The 15,116-nt window shown below is 71.6% G+C and carries 14 protein-coding genes; 5 read left to right on the top strand and 9 right to left on the bottom strand.

Going from position 1 to position 15,116, the window contains the following annotated elements:
• Positions 1 to 13: 13 nt before the first annotated feature.
• From OG624_RS07145 to OG624_RS07130, 4 genes are all read right to left on the bottom strand, one after another.
• Positions 14 to 976, bottom strand: coding sequence for a cytochrome c oxidase assembly protein (locus OG624_RS07145; protein WP_033220950.1), 963 nt, complete (start codon positions 974 to 976; stop codon positions 14 to 16).
• 105 nt (positions 977 to 1,081) lie between these two features.
• Positions 1,082 to 2,107: a 6-phosphofructokinase gene (locus OG624_RS07140; protein ID WP_161292904.1), complete on the bottom strand. Its 1,026-nt coding sequence runs from the start codon at positions 2,105 to 2,107 to the stop codon at positions 1,082 to 1,084.
• A 227-nt stretch (positions 2,108 to 2,334) separates the two neighbouring features.
• Positions 2,335 to 3,063, bottom strand: coding sequence for a type 1 glutamine amidotransferase (locus OG624_RS07135; RefSeq protein WP_033220954.1), 729 nt, complete (start codon positions 3,061 to 3,063; stop codon positions 2,335 to 2,337).
• A gap of 20 nt (positions 3,064 to 3,083) precedes the next feature.
• Entirely contained in the window at positions 3,084 to 4,322 is a 1,239-nt protein-coding gene (locus OG624_RS07130; RefSeq protein WP_030719064.1) for a MurT ligase domain-containing protein, read from the bottom strand.
• A 123-nt stretch (positions 4,323 to 4,445) separates the two neighbouring features.
• Here OG624_RS07130 and def point away from each other — a divergent pair, with 123 nt between their 5' ends.
• Complete coding sequence (def, locus tag OG624_RS07125; protein ID WP_033220958.1) at positions 4,446 to 5,000, top strand: peptide deformylase; 555 nt, start codon at positions 4,446 to 4,448, stop codon at positions 4,998 to 5,000.
• A gap of 178 nt (positions 5,001 to 5,178) precedes the next feature.
• Here def and OG624_RS07120 read toward each other — a convergent pair whose 3' ends face one another.
• On the bottom strand, positions 5,179 to 5,823 hold the full coding sequence (locus OG624_RS07120; protein ID WP_033220960.1) for a TetR family transcriptional regulator: 645 nt from the start codon (positions 5,821 to 5,823) through the stop codon (positions 5,179 to 5,181).
• Positions 5,824 to 6,039: 216 nt separating this feature from the next.
• Here OG624_RS07120 and OG624_RS07115 point away from each other — a divergent pair, with 216 nt between their 5' ends.
• The gene (locus OG624_RS07115; RefSeq protein ID WP_033220961.1) at positions 6,040 to 7,269 is read left to right on the top strand and encodes an acyl-CoA dehydrogenase family protein; all 1,230 of its coding nucleotides are present in this window, start codon (positions 6,040 to 6,042) and stop codon (positions 7,267 to 7,269) included.
• Between the two features lie 91 nt (positions 7,270 to 7,360).
• Here the strand turns inward: OG624_RS07115 and OG624_RS07110 are convergent, their stop codons facing one another.
• Entirely contained in the window at positions 7,361 to 7,798 is a 438-nt protein-coding gene (locus tag OG624_RS07110) for an SRPBCC family protein (protein WP_161291408.1), read from the bottom strand.
• Between the two features lie 155 nt (positions 7,799 to 7,953).
• On the opposite strand from OG624_RS07110, the gene OG624_RS07105 reads away from it, so the two are divergent.
• A complete protein-coding gene (locus tag OG624_RS07105) occupies positions 7,954 to 8,139 on the top strand; it encodes a DUF5999 family protein (RefSeq protein WP_030388211.1) in 186 nt (61 codons plus the stop codon).
• Between the two features lie 152 nt (positions 8,140 to 8,291).
• Here the strand turns inward: OG624_RS07105 and OG624_RS07100 are convergent, their stop codons facing one another.
• Both OG624_RS07100 and OG624_RS07095 read right to left on the bottom strand, forming a co-directional pair.
• Complete coding sequence (locus tag OG624_RS07100; protein ID WP_371592401.1) at positions 8,292 to 10,391, bottom strand: ATP-binding protein; 2,100 nt, start codon at positions 10,389 to 10,391, stop codon at positions 8,292 to 8,294.
• Positions 10,392 to 10,453: 62 nt separating this feature from the next.
• Positions 10,454 to 11,410: a fibronectin type III domain-containing protein gene (locus tag OG624_RS07095; protein ID WP_371592400.1), complete on the bottom strand. Its 957-nt coding sequence runs from the start codon at positions 11,408 to 11,410 to the stop codon at positions 10,454 to 10,456.
• Between the two features lie 306 nt (positions 11,411 to 11,716).
• Here OG624_RS07095 and OG624_RS07090 point away from each other — a divergent pair, with 306 nt between their 5' ends.
• Both OG624_RS07090 and OG624_RS07085 read left to right on the top strand, forming a co-directional pair.
• The gene (locus OG624_RS07090; RefSeq protein WP_030767888.1) at positions 11,717 to 11,911 is read left to right on the top strand and encodes a hypothetical protein; all 195 of its coding nucleotides are present in this window, start codon (positions 11,717 to 11,719) and stop codon (positions 11,909 to 11,911) included.
• Positions 11,912 to 12,040: 129 nt separating this feature from the next.
• Positions 12,041 to 13,606, top strand: coding sequence for a hypothetical protein (locus tag OG624_RS07085; RefSeq protein ID WP_371592399.1), 1,566 nt, complete (start codon positions 12,041 to 12,043; stop codon positions 13,604 to 13,606).
• A 48-nt stretch (positions 13,607 to 13,654) separates the two neighbouring features.
• Here OG624_RS07085 and OG624_RS07080 read toward each other — a convergent pair whose 3' ends face one another.
• Positions 13,655 to 15,106: an amidase gene (locus tag OG624_RS07080; protein WP_371592398.1), complete on the bottom strand. Its 1,452-nt coding sequence runs from the start codon at positions 15,104 to 15,106 to the stop codon at positions 13,655 to 13,657.
• Positions 15,107 to 15,116: the final 10 nt, after the last annotated feature.

Genomic DNA, 15,116 nt, shown 5'->3' with positions numbered 1-15,116 from the left:
AGGCGGTGTCGCGCTACTGGCCACGCGCTTGGAGCGACGCGAGATACGCGTTGTACGCCGCCAGCTCCTTGTCACCGCTGCGGTCCTCGGCCCGGTCGGACCGTCGCGCGGCCCGCTGCTCGGAGTGGTACCACTGGTAGACGAGGGCGATCAGGACCAGGACCGAGGGGATCTCGCTGAAGGCCCAGGCGATGCCGCCGCCCCACTGCTGGTCGAGCAGCGGGTCGATGCCGAGGGACGCCGGCGGGTTCTCGTACGTCTTGATCATCGGCTGGCTCGCCATCATCAAGGCGATGCCGAAGAAGGCGTGGAAGGGCATGCCCGCGAACAGCTCCAGCATCCGCATCACGTAGCCCGGCCGGTGCGGGCCCGGGTCGATGCCCATGATCGGCCAGAAGAAGATCAGGCCGACGGCGAGGAAGTGCACCATCATCGCGATGTGCCCGGTCCGGCTCCCCATCAGGAAGTCGAAGAGCGGGGTGAAGTACAGGGCGTAGAGGCTCGCGATGAACATCGGGATCGTGAAGGCCGGGTGCGTGATCACCTTCATGTACCGACTGTGCAGCAGCATCAGCAGCAGCTCGCGCGGCCCCTTGTGACCGCGGGCGGCGGGCGGCAGCGCGCGCAGCGCCAGCGTCACCGGGGCGCCCAGCAGCACCAGGATCGGGGTGATCATGCTGATCACCATGTGCTGCACCATGTGCACGCTGAACATGACCATGCCGTAGTCGTTCAGCTTGGTGCACATCACGAGGATCACGGTGAGCACGCCCACGGTGAAGGCGATGGTCCGGCCCAGCGGCCAGGAGTCCCCGCGCCGGCGCAACCGCAGCACGCCCCACCCGTACAGGGCGAGCCCGACCAACGAGCCGATCAGGAAGAAGGCGTCGAAGGAGAACTCCAGCCCGCGCCCGAGAGTGAACGGCGGCAGGTCCATGTCCATGTGCATGTCCATGCCGTGCCCGCTGTGATCCATCTGTTCACTCCCTTGACCGTGATGCCCCACCACAGTAGTGCCGCCCCCGAGCGCTCGTGCGCGCGGGGGCGGCCTGTCACAAAAGGGGCGTCACGGAAGGGGACGTCACAGAACGGTCTGCGCCTCGTCGTACCGCTCGGCCGGCACCGTCTTGAGGGTCGAGGTCGCCTCCGACAGCGGCACCATCACGATGTCGGTGCCGCGCAGCGCGGTCAGCATGCCGAACTCGCCGCGGTGCGCGGCCTCCACGGCGTGCCAGCCGAAGCGGGTGGCCAGGACCCGGTCGTACGCGGTGGGCGTGCCGCCACGCTGGACGTGGCCCAGGATCACCGGCCGGGCCTCCTTGCCCAGGCGGTTCTCCAGCTCCACGGCGAGCCGGTTGCCGATGCCGGCGAACCGCTCGTGGCCGTAGATGTCCTTGCCGCGCTCCTCGAAGTCCATCGAGCCGGGCTTGGGCTTGGCACCCTCGGCCACCACGACGATCGCGAACCGCTTGCCCGCGGAGAACCGCTCGCCGACGATCTCCGTCAGCTCGTCGATGTCGAAGGGGCGCTCCGGGACGACGATCGCGTGCGCGCCGGCCGCCATGCCGGAGTGCAGGGCGATCCAGCCGGTGTGGCGGCCCATGACCTCCACGACCATCACGCGCTGGTGGGACTCGGCGGTGGTCTTCAGCCGGTCGAGCGCCTCCGTGGCGACCCCGACGGCGGTGTCGAAGCCGAAGGTGACGTCGGTGGAGGCGATGTCGTTGTCGATGGTCTTCGGGACCCCGACGATCGGCAGGCCGGCCTCGGAGAGCAGGTGCGCGGCCTTCAGGGTGCCCTCGCCGCCGATCGGGATGATCGCGTCGAGGCCGAGGTCCGCGACGTGGCCGCGGGCGCGCTCCACACCGTCGCGCAGGTGCGCGGGCTGGACCCGGGAGGAGCCGAGGATGGTGCCGCCGCGGGCGAGGATGCCGCCGACGGCGTCGAGGTCGAGCTTGCGGTAGTCCGCCTCCAGCAGGCCCTTCCAGCCGTCGAGGAAGCCGATCACCTCATCGCCGTGGTCGACCACGGCGCGGTGCACGACGGAGCGGATGACGGCGTTGAGACCGGGGCAGTCGCCACCGGAAGTGAGCACACCTATGCGCATGGCAGGAACGGACCTTTGCAACGTGGGCCGACGACCGGACCACGTCGTCCGGTTGGAACTACGGCCACCCTACAAGCGGTGGAGAGGTGGACTGAACCATCCTCCACATGCTGGTCGCACTCGTCGTACGAAACGACGTCGGCCCGGTTCCCCCTAGGGAAAACCGGGCCGAACACATGATGAGGAGGCCGCCCCGATGAGCGCTCGACAGGGCGCTGAACGGGCTGCTACGCGGGCTGCGTCGCGGTGGCGATGCGCTCCGCGCGCAGCGCCTCGTACCACCGGTCGTCTATGGCCGGCAGCGCGTTCACATCGAGGGCCAGCTTCAGCAGCAGGTCCGCGATCTGCGGGTTGCGGGCCATCACGGGACCGTGCATGTACGTGCCGAACACCGTGTCGTTGTACGCGCCTTCGGTGCCGTCACCGGTGCCGTTGCCACGGCCCATGCTCACCCGGGCGAACGGCTTGGCCGTCGGGCCGAGGTGGGTCACGCCCTGGTGGTTCTCGAAGCCCGTCAGCTGCGGCAGGTTCAGGCGCGGGTCGATGTCCGCGAGGACGTCGCCGACGCACCGCTCGCCCTCACCGCGCACCGTGACCACGTCCAGCAGGCCGAGGCCCTCCTGGCGCTGTCCCTGGTCGTTGACGAATTCCTTGCCGAGGATCTGGTACCCGGCGCAGACGGAGAAGACGATCGCGCCGTTGGAGACGGCGCGCTCCAGACCGCCGTCACGCAGCAGGCGCTCCGCGGCCAGCCGCTGCGGCCGGTCCTCGCCCCCGCCGATCAGGTAGATGTCGCCCGAGGTGGGGATCGGCTGGTCGCTGCGCACGTCCACGCGCTGCACGTCCAGGCCGCGCTGGCGCGCCCGGCGTTCCACCACGAGGGCGTTGCCCTGGTCTCCGTAGGTGCTCAGCAGGTCCGGGTAGACCCACACCAGACGCAGGCTGTTGTCGCTCATGCTCTTGTCCTTTATGGGTACTAGTTGCCGACGCGGCGGCGCACGTCCTGGAAGGCGGTGTAGTTGGCGATCAGCTCGATCTGTCCGGGCGGCGCGAGCTGCACGGCCTCGTCGAGGGTGTCGCACACCCGGAACTCCAGGCCCGCGACCTCGAGGCGGACCGCGAGGTCCAGCTTGCGGTCACCGATCACGAAGATCGGGTGACCGGCCAGCCGCGGGTAGTCCACGTCCCACAGCCAGGAGGTGTCGGTGCCGTCGGCGCCGCGCGCGTTCACCGAGAGGATCACCGGGGTCGGCGGGGGATCGATCAGCGAAAACGTTTCGAGCCAGCCCGCCGGGTTCTTCGCGAGCAGCAGCCGCAGCTCACGGCCCTGGAAGTTCACCACGTCGTAGCGGCCGGCGACGGCCTGCACCTGGTACATCCGCTCCAGCGCGACCTGCGGCGGGACGCCGAAGACGGCTGCCACGGCGGCCGAGGTGGCGGCGTTGGCCTTGTTGGCCCGGCCGGGCAGCTGGAGGTGGATCGGCCAGGCCGAGCCGTGCGGGTCCAGGACGTGGTCGCCGGAGAGCACCCAGGTCGGGGTCGGGCGCCGGAATCCGCACTCGCCGCAGAACCAGTCGTCGCCGGGGCGCTGCATGACGCCACCGCAGGAGGGGCACGACCAGGCGTCGTCCTTCCACTCCTGGCCGGCCGCGACCCACACCACGTTCTGCGAGGAGGACGCGGACCACACGATCAGCGGGTCGTCGCAGTTGGCGACGATGACCGCCTTGGACCCCTGCAGCCCCTCGCGCCACTTCTCCGCGAGCATGCGGGTCTCGGCGGCGCGGTCCAGCTGGTCGCGGGAGAGGTTGAGCAGGGCGATCACCTTGGGGGTGACGTCCCGGGCCACTCCGGCCAGGTACTTCTCGTCCACCTCGATGACGCCGTACTTGGCGTCCGAGCCACCCGCCAGCGCTGAGGTGATGCCGGCCGGCATGTTGGCGCCGAGGGCGTTGGAGACGACCGGACCGCTGGCCCGCAGGGCCTCCGCGATCAGTCGGGTCGTCGTGGTCTTGCCGTTCGTCGCGGAGACGAGGACGACATCGAGATGTTGCGCCAGCGCGCCGAGAAGATCGGGGTCGAGCCTGAGTGCGACCTTGCCACCGATCACCGATCCGCTTCCGCGTCCCGCGGCCCGCGACACCGCCGCCGCGGCCTTGCCCGCCGTCACGGCCAGCTTGGCCCGCGGCGAAAGCGGCTCCGTGTTGCCTGCCATCGTCCCTTGTCCTCCTTGCGTCGGTCGGCCCCAGCCTATCCAGTACCTGCCGCGGCCTTGACCGCGGCGCCCCCGCCCCGCCGCGGATCTCCTCATATAGTCGCCCGTCGTAGGCTTACCGCCATGCGACAGCGCCCCATCCCCGGTACCACCGGCCTCGTCCGCACCATGAGCCTGCTGGGTGATCCGGTGCTCCGTTCCGCGTGCGCGGAAGTCACCGAATTCGGCCCGGAACTCGACCGGCTCATCGAGGACATGTTCGCCACGATGTACGCCGCCGAGGGCGTCGGGCTCGCCGCGAACCAGATCGGCGTCGGGCAGCGGGTGTTCGTCTACGACTGCCCCGACGACGAGGACGTCCGCCACGTCGGGCACATCGTCAACCCGCGGTTGGTGACGGCCGACGGGGACGAGTTCCTGGGGCCGGAGGGGTGCCTGTCCCTGCCGGGGCTGGAGGCGGGCACCCCCCGCTTCGACCACGCGGTGGTGGAAGGGGTCACGTCGGACGGGGCGGCAGTGCGGATCTCGGGGACGGGGTTCTTCGCGCGGTGTCTGCAGCACGAGTGCGACCACCTCGACGGGACGGTGTACGCGGACCGCGTGACGGGCCTGCGAGCCCGTCGCCTGCGGCGCGCCATCCGCAAGACCCCCTGGGGAGCCCGAGCCCAGCAGAACTAGCCCTTCCGGTCTTGCCGGGCTCATCTCAGCCTCGCCGGCGTTCGAGGCGCTGGTCCGGGCGGAGCCCGGTGCCCGGCGGAGCCGGGTTCCCTGGGGCTCCGCCCCAGACCCCGCGCCTCAAACGCCGGCGAGGCTGGGGTGTCGGCGAGGCTGGGGGTGCCGGCGGGGCTGGGTCGGGCTAGAAGCCCGGGCCGTCCGCGCGGTTGCCGGCGGTGGCCAGGCGGCCCCAGAGGAGGTCGGTGAGGCCCGCGACCAGGTCCGCGCGCTCGCAGGGGCGTTCGCCCAGCCACCAGTCGCCGGCCGCGTGCATCATGCCGACGATGCCGTGTCCCCAGATCCGGGCGAGGCGTTCGCCCCCCGGGCCGAGGTCCACCCGTTCACCGATCACCTCGGCCAGTTCCTCGCCGAGCCGGCGCAGCAGCGGGGCCGAGTGCAGGCCGACGTCGAAGCCGCGTTCCGCGGTGTGGGAGTCCTCGGCGGGGTGCATGAGGAAGCGGTAGACCTGCGGGCGGGCCTCGATGGCGGCGAGGTAGGTGTCGAGGGTCGACTCCACCCGGCGGCGCCGCTCGGCGGGGGCGTCGAGCGCGGCCCGTAGCGAGTCGAGCAGTGCGTCGGTGTGCCGGACGGCGAGGGCCTGGTAGAGGCCCGCCTTGTCCCCGAAGTGCCGGTAGAGGATGGGCTTGGTGATGCCGGCCTCCGCCGCGATCGCGTTCATGGAGGCCTTGGGGCCGTCCCTGAGCACGACCCGGTCGGCGGCTTCGAGCAGCTCCCGGCGGCGGCGTTCGGCCGCTCCCGGCTCACCGGCCTGCTGAGTGGTCTCCATGACGTGTTTCTCTCCCCGCCCTTGCGATGTGCGTGACGCCCACGCAACGTAACACCCCGCACACCTTGTCGTTCGAATCGGCGGTGATCCCGTCCGGCGTCAGGGCCGGTGCGGGCGGTGCTTGACAGTGCTTACTCGTCGGTAACAGACTGTGGCCTTCGCGTAGGTTACCGCTAGTAACTTCCGCAGGGACGAGTACAGACAGGTGGAGGGGACATGGCGGAGTTCACCATGGAGCTGAACGACGACCAGAAGCAGGTGCGGGACTGGATCCACGGCTTCGCCGCCGATGTGATGCGCCCCGCCGCCGCGGAATGGGACGAGCGCGAAGAGACTCCGTGGCCCGTCATCCAGGAGGCCGCCAAGGTCGGCATCTACTCGCTGGACTTCTACGCCCAGCAGTTCTTCGACCCGACGGGCCTCGGTATCCCGATGGCCATGGAGGAGCTCTTCTGGGGTGACGCGGGCATCGCGCTGTCGATCGTCGGCACCGGACTCGCGGCCATCGGCGTCGTCGCCAACGGCACCGAGGAGCAGATCGGCACCTGGATCCCGCAGATGTACGGCACCCCCGACGACGTCAAGGTCGCCGCCTTCTGCTCCTCCGAGCCGGACGCCGGCTCCGACGTCGGCTCGATGCGCACCCGGGCGGTCTACGACCAGGCCAAGGACGAGTGGGTGCTCAACGGCACCAAGACCTGGGCGACGAACGGCGGTATCGCCAACGTCCACATCGTCGTCGCGGTCGTCGACCCGGCGCTGGGGACCAAGGGGCACGCCTCCTTCATCGTCCCGCCGAACACTCCCGGCCTGTCCCAGGGGCAGAAGTTCAAGAAGCACGGCATCCGCGCCTCGCACACCGCCGAGGTGGTGCTGGAGGACGTACGGATCCCCGGCTCCTGCCTGCTCGGCGGCAAGGAGAAGCTGGACGAGCGCCTCGCGCGGGCCCACGAGCGCGCGCGCAGCGGCGGCGGCGAGCGGGTGAAGAACGCGGCCATGGCCACTTTCGAGGCCTCCCGGCCGGCGGTCGGCGCGATGGCCGTCGGCACCGCGCGCGCGGCGTACGAGGTGGCCCTCGACTACGCGAAGACCCGTACGCAGTTCGGCCGCCCGATCATCGACAACCAGGGCGTGGCCTTCCAGCTCGCCGACATGCGGACGCAGATCGACGCGGCCCGACTGCTGGTGTGGCGGGCGTCCTGGATGGCGGTGGCGGGCCGCCCGTTCGAGTCGGCGGAGGGCTCGATGTCCAAGCTCTTCGCGAGCGAGGTCGCCCAGAAGGTCACCGCCCAGGCGGTCCAGATCCTCGGTGGCAACGGCTTCACCCGTGAGTACCCGGTCGAGCGCATGCACCGGGACAGCGCCATCTACACCATCTTCGAGGGCACCAGCGAGATCCAGCGCCTGGTGATCGCCCGCACGATCTCCGGCATGCCGATCCGCTAGCCGCCGGGGCCGCCGGCCCCCGGGGTGCGGGGTGAACGCCCCGTACCCCCGCGGCTCGGCCTGCTGGGATGCGGCGGAAGGTGTGGCGTCCTCAGGGCCGGAGCAGCCGCGTGAGGGCCCGACCGAAGAGGAGTCGGCCCGCCGCCGCGACCAGGGGATCCAGGGCGCGGGGGAGGCCTCGTAGGCGCAGTTCCTCACGCCAGTGGATCTCCGCGCCGCCCGTGGCGAGGGGGCGGATCTCGATCTCCGCCCAGCCCGTCACCGTCCGGCCGCGCTTCTCCAGTCGAACCAATCCTGACAAACCCTCCACGGGGGGTCGCCACACGACGACTTCCATGCGGTCGTCGAATGTGATCCTGCTCACGCCCGTACGTGCCGTGAAGATCGTTCCGACATGGGTGGGCGGCGGCGTCTCGATGATCGTCCGGGTGAGCGGGACCTGTGCGCCGTGGCGCTCCCAGTCCGTGAGCATCGACCACGCCTCGACCGGCGGAAAAGACGTGCGGTGAATGATCCGGATAGCGGGCATGAGCGCATCGTAATCGGGCATACACACCGTGAACTGGACGGCGAATATGGGTTCCGTCCGGGGGCGGCGATCAGTAATACTCACCGCCACCGTGGATCGCGGATTCGACCGGGTGACCACCGGCGCTCCCGCCCCACTTCGCGAGGAGGTGCGCCATGTGCTCCCACCAGCCACCCTGCCCTACCGCCGACAGCGCCGATCACGACGCCGCCCGCATTGTGGCCTCTCACCCCGAACAGGGCTGGAGCCTGCTGTGCAACGGAGTCGTGATGTTCGACGACACCGGTGAACTGCTCCCCGACAGCCGCACGGTGGAACCCCGCCGCCCGGCCCTGGTCTGAGCGAGGAGGCAGCATGCGCCAGCAGCTGATCCGTAAGCCCGTCCCGAAGCCCGCCCCCCGAGACCTGGACCTGCGCACACCGTCGGGCAGACCCCTCCCGTACTGACGGGAGCCCAGGATTTAGGCCGTACCCCGGTCCCACCGGCCGAGACTCAGCCGGTGGGCGCCGCCGCGCCGCCCAGGAACGCCGTCTCGTAGGCGGCGTCCCCGATCGCCGCGCGGGCCTGCCGCTCGCCCTGGTCCCGTAGGGCCGTCAGTGAGGGCGAGCCCATCTGCGGCCGGCCCACCGTGCGCCACCAGGCGTGCCCGGTGCCCAGCAGCCGCGCCGCGAGTTCCCCGTCGCCCAGCCCGGCCACCGCCGCGGCCAGCAGGTCCAGGCCGAGCGCGATGCCGAAGCGGTCGCCGAGCAGCCGTTTCCCCGAGAGCATGGCCCGTACGTGCCGGGCGGCCTCCCCGTGGTCCCCCAGGCCCAGCGCGGCCACGGCCAGGATGTAGTCCGCGTACGCCCGCAGCCAGCGCTCGCCCAGCTCCACGCAGGACTCCCGCAGGGACCGCGCCTCCTCGGTCGCCTCCTCGAAACGCCGCAGGTCGCACAGGGCGTAGCCGGTGGCCAGCTTGCACAGGAGCCAGCCCGCTCCGCTGGTGCGTCCGCCGTGTCCCGCCCGGGCCCGGGGGCCGGCCAGCCGCAGGGCCCGTACGGGATCGCCGGGCATGAGGACGGAGACCGCGTGCAGGTAGCCCGCGCGCAGCTCCCGCTCCGGGTCCGCGAGGTGGGCCGCGTCGCGCGTACACTCGCCGCCGAGCTGCTGGGCCGCGTCCATGTCGCCCTGGAGCAGCGCGGTGAGCCCGAGGGCCCACACGGCCTGGTTGTAGGCGGCCCCCGAACGCGGAGCGGCCCGCAGGGCCCGTTCCAGGAAGCCGCGGCCCTCGTGCACGTGCCCGCACGCGAACCAGTAGAACCACAGCGCCCCGGCCATCTCCAACGCCGCCGTCGGGTCGGCGGCGATCAGGTGTTCCAGGGCGGTACGCAGCTGCGCGTGCTCGGCGGTGATCCTGCGGTACCAGTCCACCTGCCCCGGGCCCAGCCACCCACGGTCGGCGGCCTGCGAGAGCGCCGCGTACCAGTGGGCGTGCCGGTCGGTGACGATCTCCACCTCGCCGAGCTCGCCCAGCCAGTCCTGCCCGTACTCGCGGATCGTGTCCAGCATCCGATAGCGGGGCCCGGTCCCGCGTTCCTCGATGCGCAGCACCACGGACTTGGCGGCGAGGCCCGCCAGCACGCGCTCCACCCGGGCGGCCGGCAGCGGCCCGCCCGAGCAGACGGCGCGCGCCGCCGCGATGTCGAAGTCACCGGTGAAGACCGAGAGTCGGGCCCACAGCAGCCGTTCCAGGGGCTCGCACAGTTCGTGGCTCCAGCCGATCGTGGTGCGCATCGTCTGGTGCCGGCGCGGCAACGCGGCCGCCCGGGCGTCGGACAGCACCTCGAAGCGTTCCCCGATCCGCTCGGCCATGTGCTCCAGCGTCCACAACCGCATGCGGGCGCCCGCGAGTTCCAGCGCGAGCGGGATGCCGTCCAGGCGTCGGCACACCTCGGCGGCCACCGAGGTCCGCGCGGGGTCGGCGAAGACGGCCGCCGCTCCCGGGGTCGCGGCCAGGGCGCGGGCCCGGAACAGGGCGAGGGCGTCGCTGTCGGCCCCTTCGCAGGGCAGCGGCCGGACCTCGACGACCTCCTCGGTCGGCATGCCGAGCGGCTCGCGGGAGGTGACCAGGATCGTCAACCCGGGTGCGGACTGCAGGAGTTCGCCGACCAGGTGGCGGCAGTCGGCCACGAGGTGCTCACAGGTGTCCAACACCAGGAGCAGCTCCTTGTCGGCCATCCACGCGCACAGCTCCTCGTCGGGAGGGCGCGGGGAGTGGTCGGCGAGGCCGACCGTGTGGGCGACGGTGGCCGTGAGCAGGCTCGGGTCGCGCAGCGGGGACAGCTCCGCCCACCAGACTCCGTCGGGGCGGGCCTGGCGGGCGGCGGCGACGGCGCGTAGGGCGAGCCGCGACTTCCCGACGCCCCCCACGCCCGTGAGCGTGACCAGTCTTCGTTCGCGCAACAGGCCTTCGAGCAGCTGGAGTTCCTGCTCCCGACCGATGAAACTCGCAGGCTCCGGGGGGAGGTTGCCGGGCGCCGGGCAGGGGGCCGGTCCGGGATCGCCGTCCGCGGAGTCTGCCTGATTGTCATGGAACGAATACTCACCGAACACGGATGTATTGTGCGCGATCTTCCCGGGCGGCCGCGCCGTTCGAGCCGGATCGGTGTCCTCTTTCACGCGACGAGTGTGATCCGTCGCTCCGCGGAGAAGGATCCCCAGTTGCCGTCGGGCAGTCTGGCCCGCAGTTTCACGGCCCACACCGTGCCGGCGGGCTCGGCCACCGTGATCCGGTGCTCCGCCCGGCCGCTGGGCACCGCACCCGCTCCGAACTGGATGACGGTGGTGGGCCGTCCGTTGACGTACAGCTCGTACTCGGTGGTCTCACCGCCGGTGTCCGGGGCGGTCCAGGTCAGGGTGACGGTGCCGGGGGAGGCGGTCGCGGCGAATGCGGCGGGGGCGGTGCCCGGGCCGTCGCCGGATGCGGGTGGGGTCGTCACGTCCACCGCCGGGCCGTCGGGGGAGGAGTTGTCCGCCCCGTCGCGGGCCCGGACGGTGAAGGTGTAGACGGTGTCGGGCCGGAGGATGTCCAGGGTCGTGGCGCTCTCGCCGGGGCCGGCGGTGTGGATGCGGACGCCGCCCTGGTAGATGTCGTAGGCCGTGACGCCGGTGTCGTCGGTCGCCGCCGTCCAGGTCACCCGGGCGGACCGAGGTCCGGTCGCCCGGGCGGTGGTGGCGGCCGGGGGAGTGGGAGCCGTGCGGTCCTCGGCCTTGGCGGCGGGCGTGGTCACCCGGGTGACCGGGGCGGGGTCGGAGAGGTTGCCGGCGGCGTCCTCGGCCCGGACCGTGAAGGCGTAACCGGTCTGCGGGGCGAGGCCGGTGATGTCCACCATGGTCTTCTCGGCGGGGAGTTCACGGACCAGACGGTCGGCCTCGAAGACCTGGTAGCCGGTCACCCCGTCCCGGTCGGCGGCCGCGTTCCACATGACGTGCACGCTGGTGGCGCTGCCGGCCTGGGCGGTCAGGCCGGCGGGGGCGGGCGGGGGTCGGGTGTCGGGAGTGGTGCAGGCCGTGAGGCCGGTGAGGCCTGCGACGGCCAGGCAGAGGGCGAGCGTGGGGGCGCTGCGTCGCACGGGGGTGCCTTCCTCGGCTTCCTTGGCTCCTTATTGGTCTAGACATATATGGCACGGCGGGCGGGAGCCCGACAAGACCCCTGCGCCCGGAGGCCCATGGCGTGCCCGGGTTCGTGTCCATCTGTTCCGGAAGGCGGCGGCATCTCCACGATCCTCGGCCGTGCCGCGCCGGCGCCGACCGGTCCGCGGCGAGATCGTCAAGGACCGACCGCCCGTCACGGACGGTCAACACCCGTACGGCGGACACGTCTTTCGCCCGAAGGCACCCCCTCCTACGCCACCATGGCGGCGAGTAAGGAGGTTTCGATGGTGATTTCCCTCTCGGTGGTCGTCCTGCTCCTCATCCTGGCCTGGATCTTCCTGCGCAGCGGCGGGCTCAAGTTCTCGCACGCCCTCGTCTGCGCACTGCTCGGCTTCTACCTCGCGAGCAGCAGCATGGCCACGACCATCCACAACGGTCTGACGGCCACCGCGAACGTGGTGTCCGGCCTCAATCCTTGATCGACTGTTGCGCCTTCGTGAATCATCCGGCCCATCCATGGACTCCTCGTGCGGTGCGATCTAGCGTCTGGCGGCGGCGCGACATCAGACGCAATGTCAACAACGCACAGAGACATGGAGGAAGCCCGGATGCTCCGAAGATCGCTGAACTGCGCCGTGCTGCCCGTCGTCGCCGCACTCACGGTGATGTACGGCGGCTCCTCGGCCCAGGCCGAGGAGATACCCAAGGCCCCCGGTCACCGCCTCGTCACCCACTACGAGGGCAGCCCCGCGGCCACCGCCCCGCTGCCCGGCGAGGCACCGCCGCAGCACCCCTTCCTCGCGCCCAACGGCCGCAGCGGCATGCACTCCGACGCGGCGGGCAGCGCCACCTCCCCCTGGTCGGGCCCGCTCGGCAAGAACCCGAAGGTCACCAGCGAGAAGATCGCCGCCCTCGGCGGTGAGTGCGCCACCGCGACCTTCGACTCGGCCGGCCGGCTCGTCACGGTGTGCGGCACCTTCTCCGGCTTCAAGGTCAAGCTCCTCGAGCCCCGTACGCTCGCCACGCTCGCGGAATACCAGCTCCCGCAGCGCTCCTCGACGGTCGAGGCGATCACCTCGCTCGACTTCGCGAAGATCTTCAAGGACACCTCGGGCGGCGCCTACTTCTACCTGGACGACCAGGACCGGGCCGTGCTGGCCGACTCCCGCCAGCACATCCTGCGCCTGGCCCACTCCCAGAACCCCGACGGGAGCTGGAAGTTCACGGTCGACGACGACTGGGACCTCACCGCGCAGGTCCCCCACGACTGCGTGACCTGGACCAACCTGTGGCCCAGCGGCACCTGCGACCCCGTCACCTCCGTGATGCCCGACTGGGACGGCCGGATCTGGTGGGTCACCCGCCAGGGCCGGGTCGGCACGGTGGACCCGACGACCGACCGGATCCGCTCCGTCCGACTGCCGGGCGAGGAGATCCAGAACTCCTTCTCGGTCGCCGAGGACGGAGTCTCCATCGTCTCCGACCACGCGCTCTACAGTTTCCGGGCCGGCGCCGACGGCACCCCCGAGGTGCAGTGGCGTCAGACGTACGACCGTGGCACGGCGTCCAAGCCCGGCTCCGTCAACCAGGGCTCGGGCACCACCCCGGACCTCTTCGGCCAGAACTACGTCGCCATCACCGACAACGCCGACGACCGGATGAACGTCCTGGTCTACAAGCGGGGCGTGGACGTGCCCGCCGACCGGCGACTGGTCTGCAAGGTGCCGGTGTTCGGCTCCGGCGCCTCCACCACCGACAACTCCCTCATCACCTGGGGCAACAGCATCGTCGTCGAGAACAACTACGGCTACGAGAACCCCACCACCCTGCTGCTGGGCAAGTCCGTCGTGGGCGGAGTGGCCCGCATCGACGTACGCGCCGACGGCAGCGGCTGCGACACGGTCTGGGAGAGCGCGATCCGCGCTCCCTCCGTGGTCCCCAAGCTCTCCACCGCGAACGGGCTGCTCTACTTCTACGAGAAGGAGCCCAATGTCTGGGGCATCGATGCCTGGTACCTCACGGCCGTGGACTTCCGCACGGGCGAGCGCCGCTGGCGGCAGCTGACCGGCACCGGCCCGCTCTACGACAACAACTGGGCCCCGATCACCCTCGGCCCCGACGGCACCGCGTACGTCGGTGTCTTCAACGGCATCGTCGCGGTGCGCGACAGCTGACCCGCGAACCGCCCGCCGCCGGGCACTCCCCGCGGCGGGCGGCTCGCGTCAGGCGGGACGGGCCGCGCCCGCCCACACGGGAGGCCTGCGGTCCGCCCAGGGGGCGGCCCGCTCCAATTGCGCGGCGAGCCGGAACAGCGTGTCCTCGCGTCCGTGGCCCGCGGCGAACTGGAGGCCGATCGGCAGGCCGGAAGCCGGGTCGGACGCCAGGGGCACCGACATCGCGGGCGTACCGGCGACGTTGAAGGCGGCGGTGAACGGCGCGCGGTGGAACAGGTGCTCCAACAGCCCGAGCCCGTCGGCGCCTTCCGCGCCGTGGCCGTAGGTGCCCAGGGGCAGCGGTATCTCGGGCAGGGTGGGCGTCAGCACCAGGTCCTGGGTCTCGAAGTGGGCCCCGATCGAGCGGGCGACCCGGTTGCGTACGTCGAGGGCGTGCACGAACTCCGGGCCGCTCACGGTGCGTCCCCAGGCGTAGCTCGCGAGCGTCTCGGGCTCGACGGTCGACTCGTCCACGGGGCGACCGAAGGCCGCGGCGAAGCCGTCGATCCACGTCACCAGGTTCGCGGTGAACAGCCGGGCGTTGGCGAGGACGAACTCCTCCCAGCCCACCCCGAGATCCACGGGGGTGACGTCGACCCGGTGGCCGAGTGATTCCAGCAGGCGGGCGGCGGCCAGGGTGGCCTCCCGTACGGCCGGCTCCACGGCGCGCCCGCTCCACGGCGTGGTCACCAGGCCGACGCGCAGCCGGCCGGGCTCCTGGGCGATCTCTTCCAGGTACGGGCGCCGTGGGCGCTGCGCGGCGTAGGGGTCGCCGCTCTCCGCGCCCTGGATCGCGTCGAGCAGCGCCGCGCTGTCCCGGACCGTCCGACTGAGCCCGCCGTGCACCGCGAGGCCGTTGAACACCTCGTCGGCGTCCGGGCCGAGCGAGACCCGGCCCCGGGTGGGCTTGAGTCCGAACAGGCCGGTAGCGGCGGCCGGCACCCGGATCGATCCCGCCGCGTCGGTGGCGTGCGCGAGGGGCGTGATGCCGGCGGCGACGGCCGCGGCGGCGCCGCCGCTGGAGCCACCCGCGGTCCGGGTGGGGTCCCAAGGGTTGCGGGTGGCGCCGTACAGGACCGGCTCCGTGGTGGTGCTGTAGGCGAATTCGGGCGTGGCCGTGCGGCCCAGCGTCACCAGGCCGGCCCGGCGGAACCGCCGCATCAGGAAGGAGTCGGCCCCGGCCACGTTGCCGGCGGCGAGGCGACTGCCCAGCTCGACGCGCTTGCCCCGCATGGACACGGCCAGGTCCTTGATGAGGAACGGCACGCCGGCGAGGGGGGTGCTGCCCGGGGTCGGGGTGTCCTCGGCGGGCCAGCTCTCCACGACGGCGTTGATCCGCGGGTTGACGGCCGCCGTCGCGGCCCGCGCGGCGGAGGTGAGTTCGGCCGCGGTCACCTCTCCCCGAGCCACCAGCCCGGCCAGGCCCACCGCGTCGTACCGGGTGTATTCGTGCAATTCCATGACGTTCTCC

It is taken from the genome of Streptomyces virginiae, from assembly GCF_041432505.1.
Classification (GTDB): Bacteria; Actinomycetota; Actinomycetes; order Streptomycetales; family Streptomycetaceae; genus Streptomyces; species Streptomyces virginiae_A.
The sequence above is the reverse complement of the archived record's forward strand: the minus strand, read 5'-3'. Positions and strand labels throughout refer to the sequence as shown.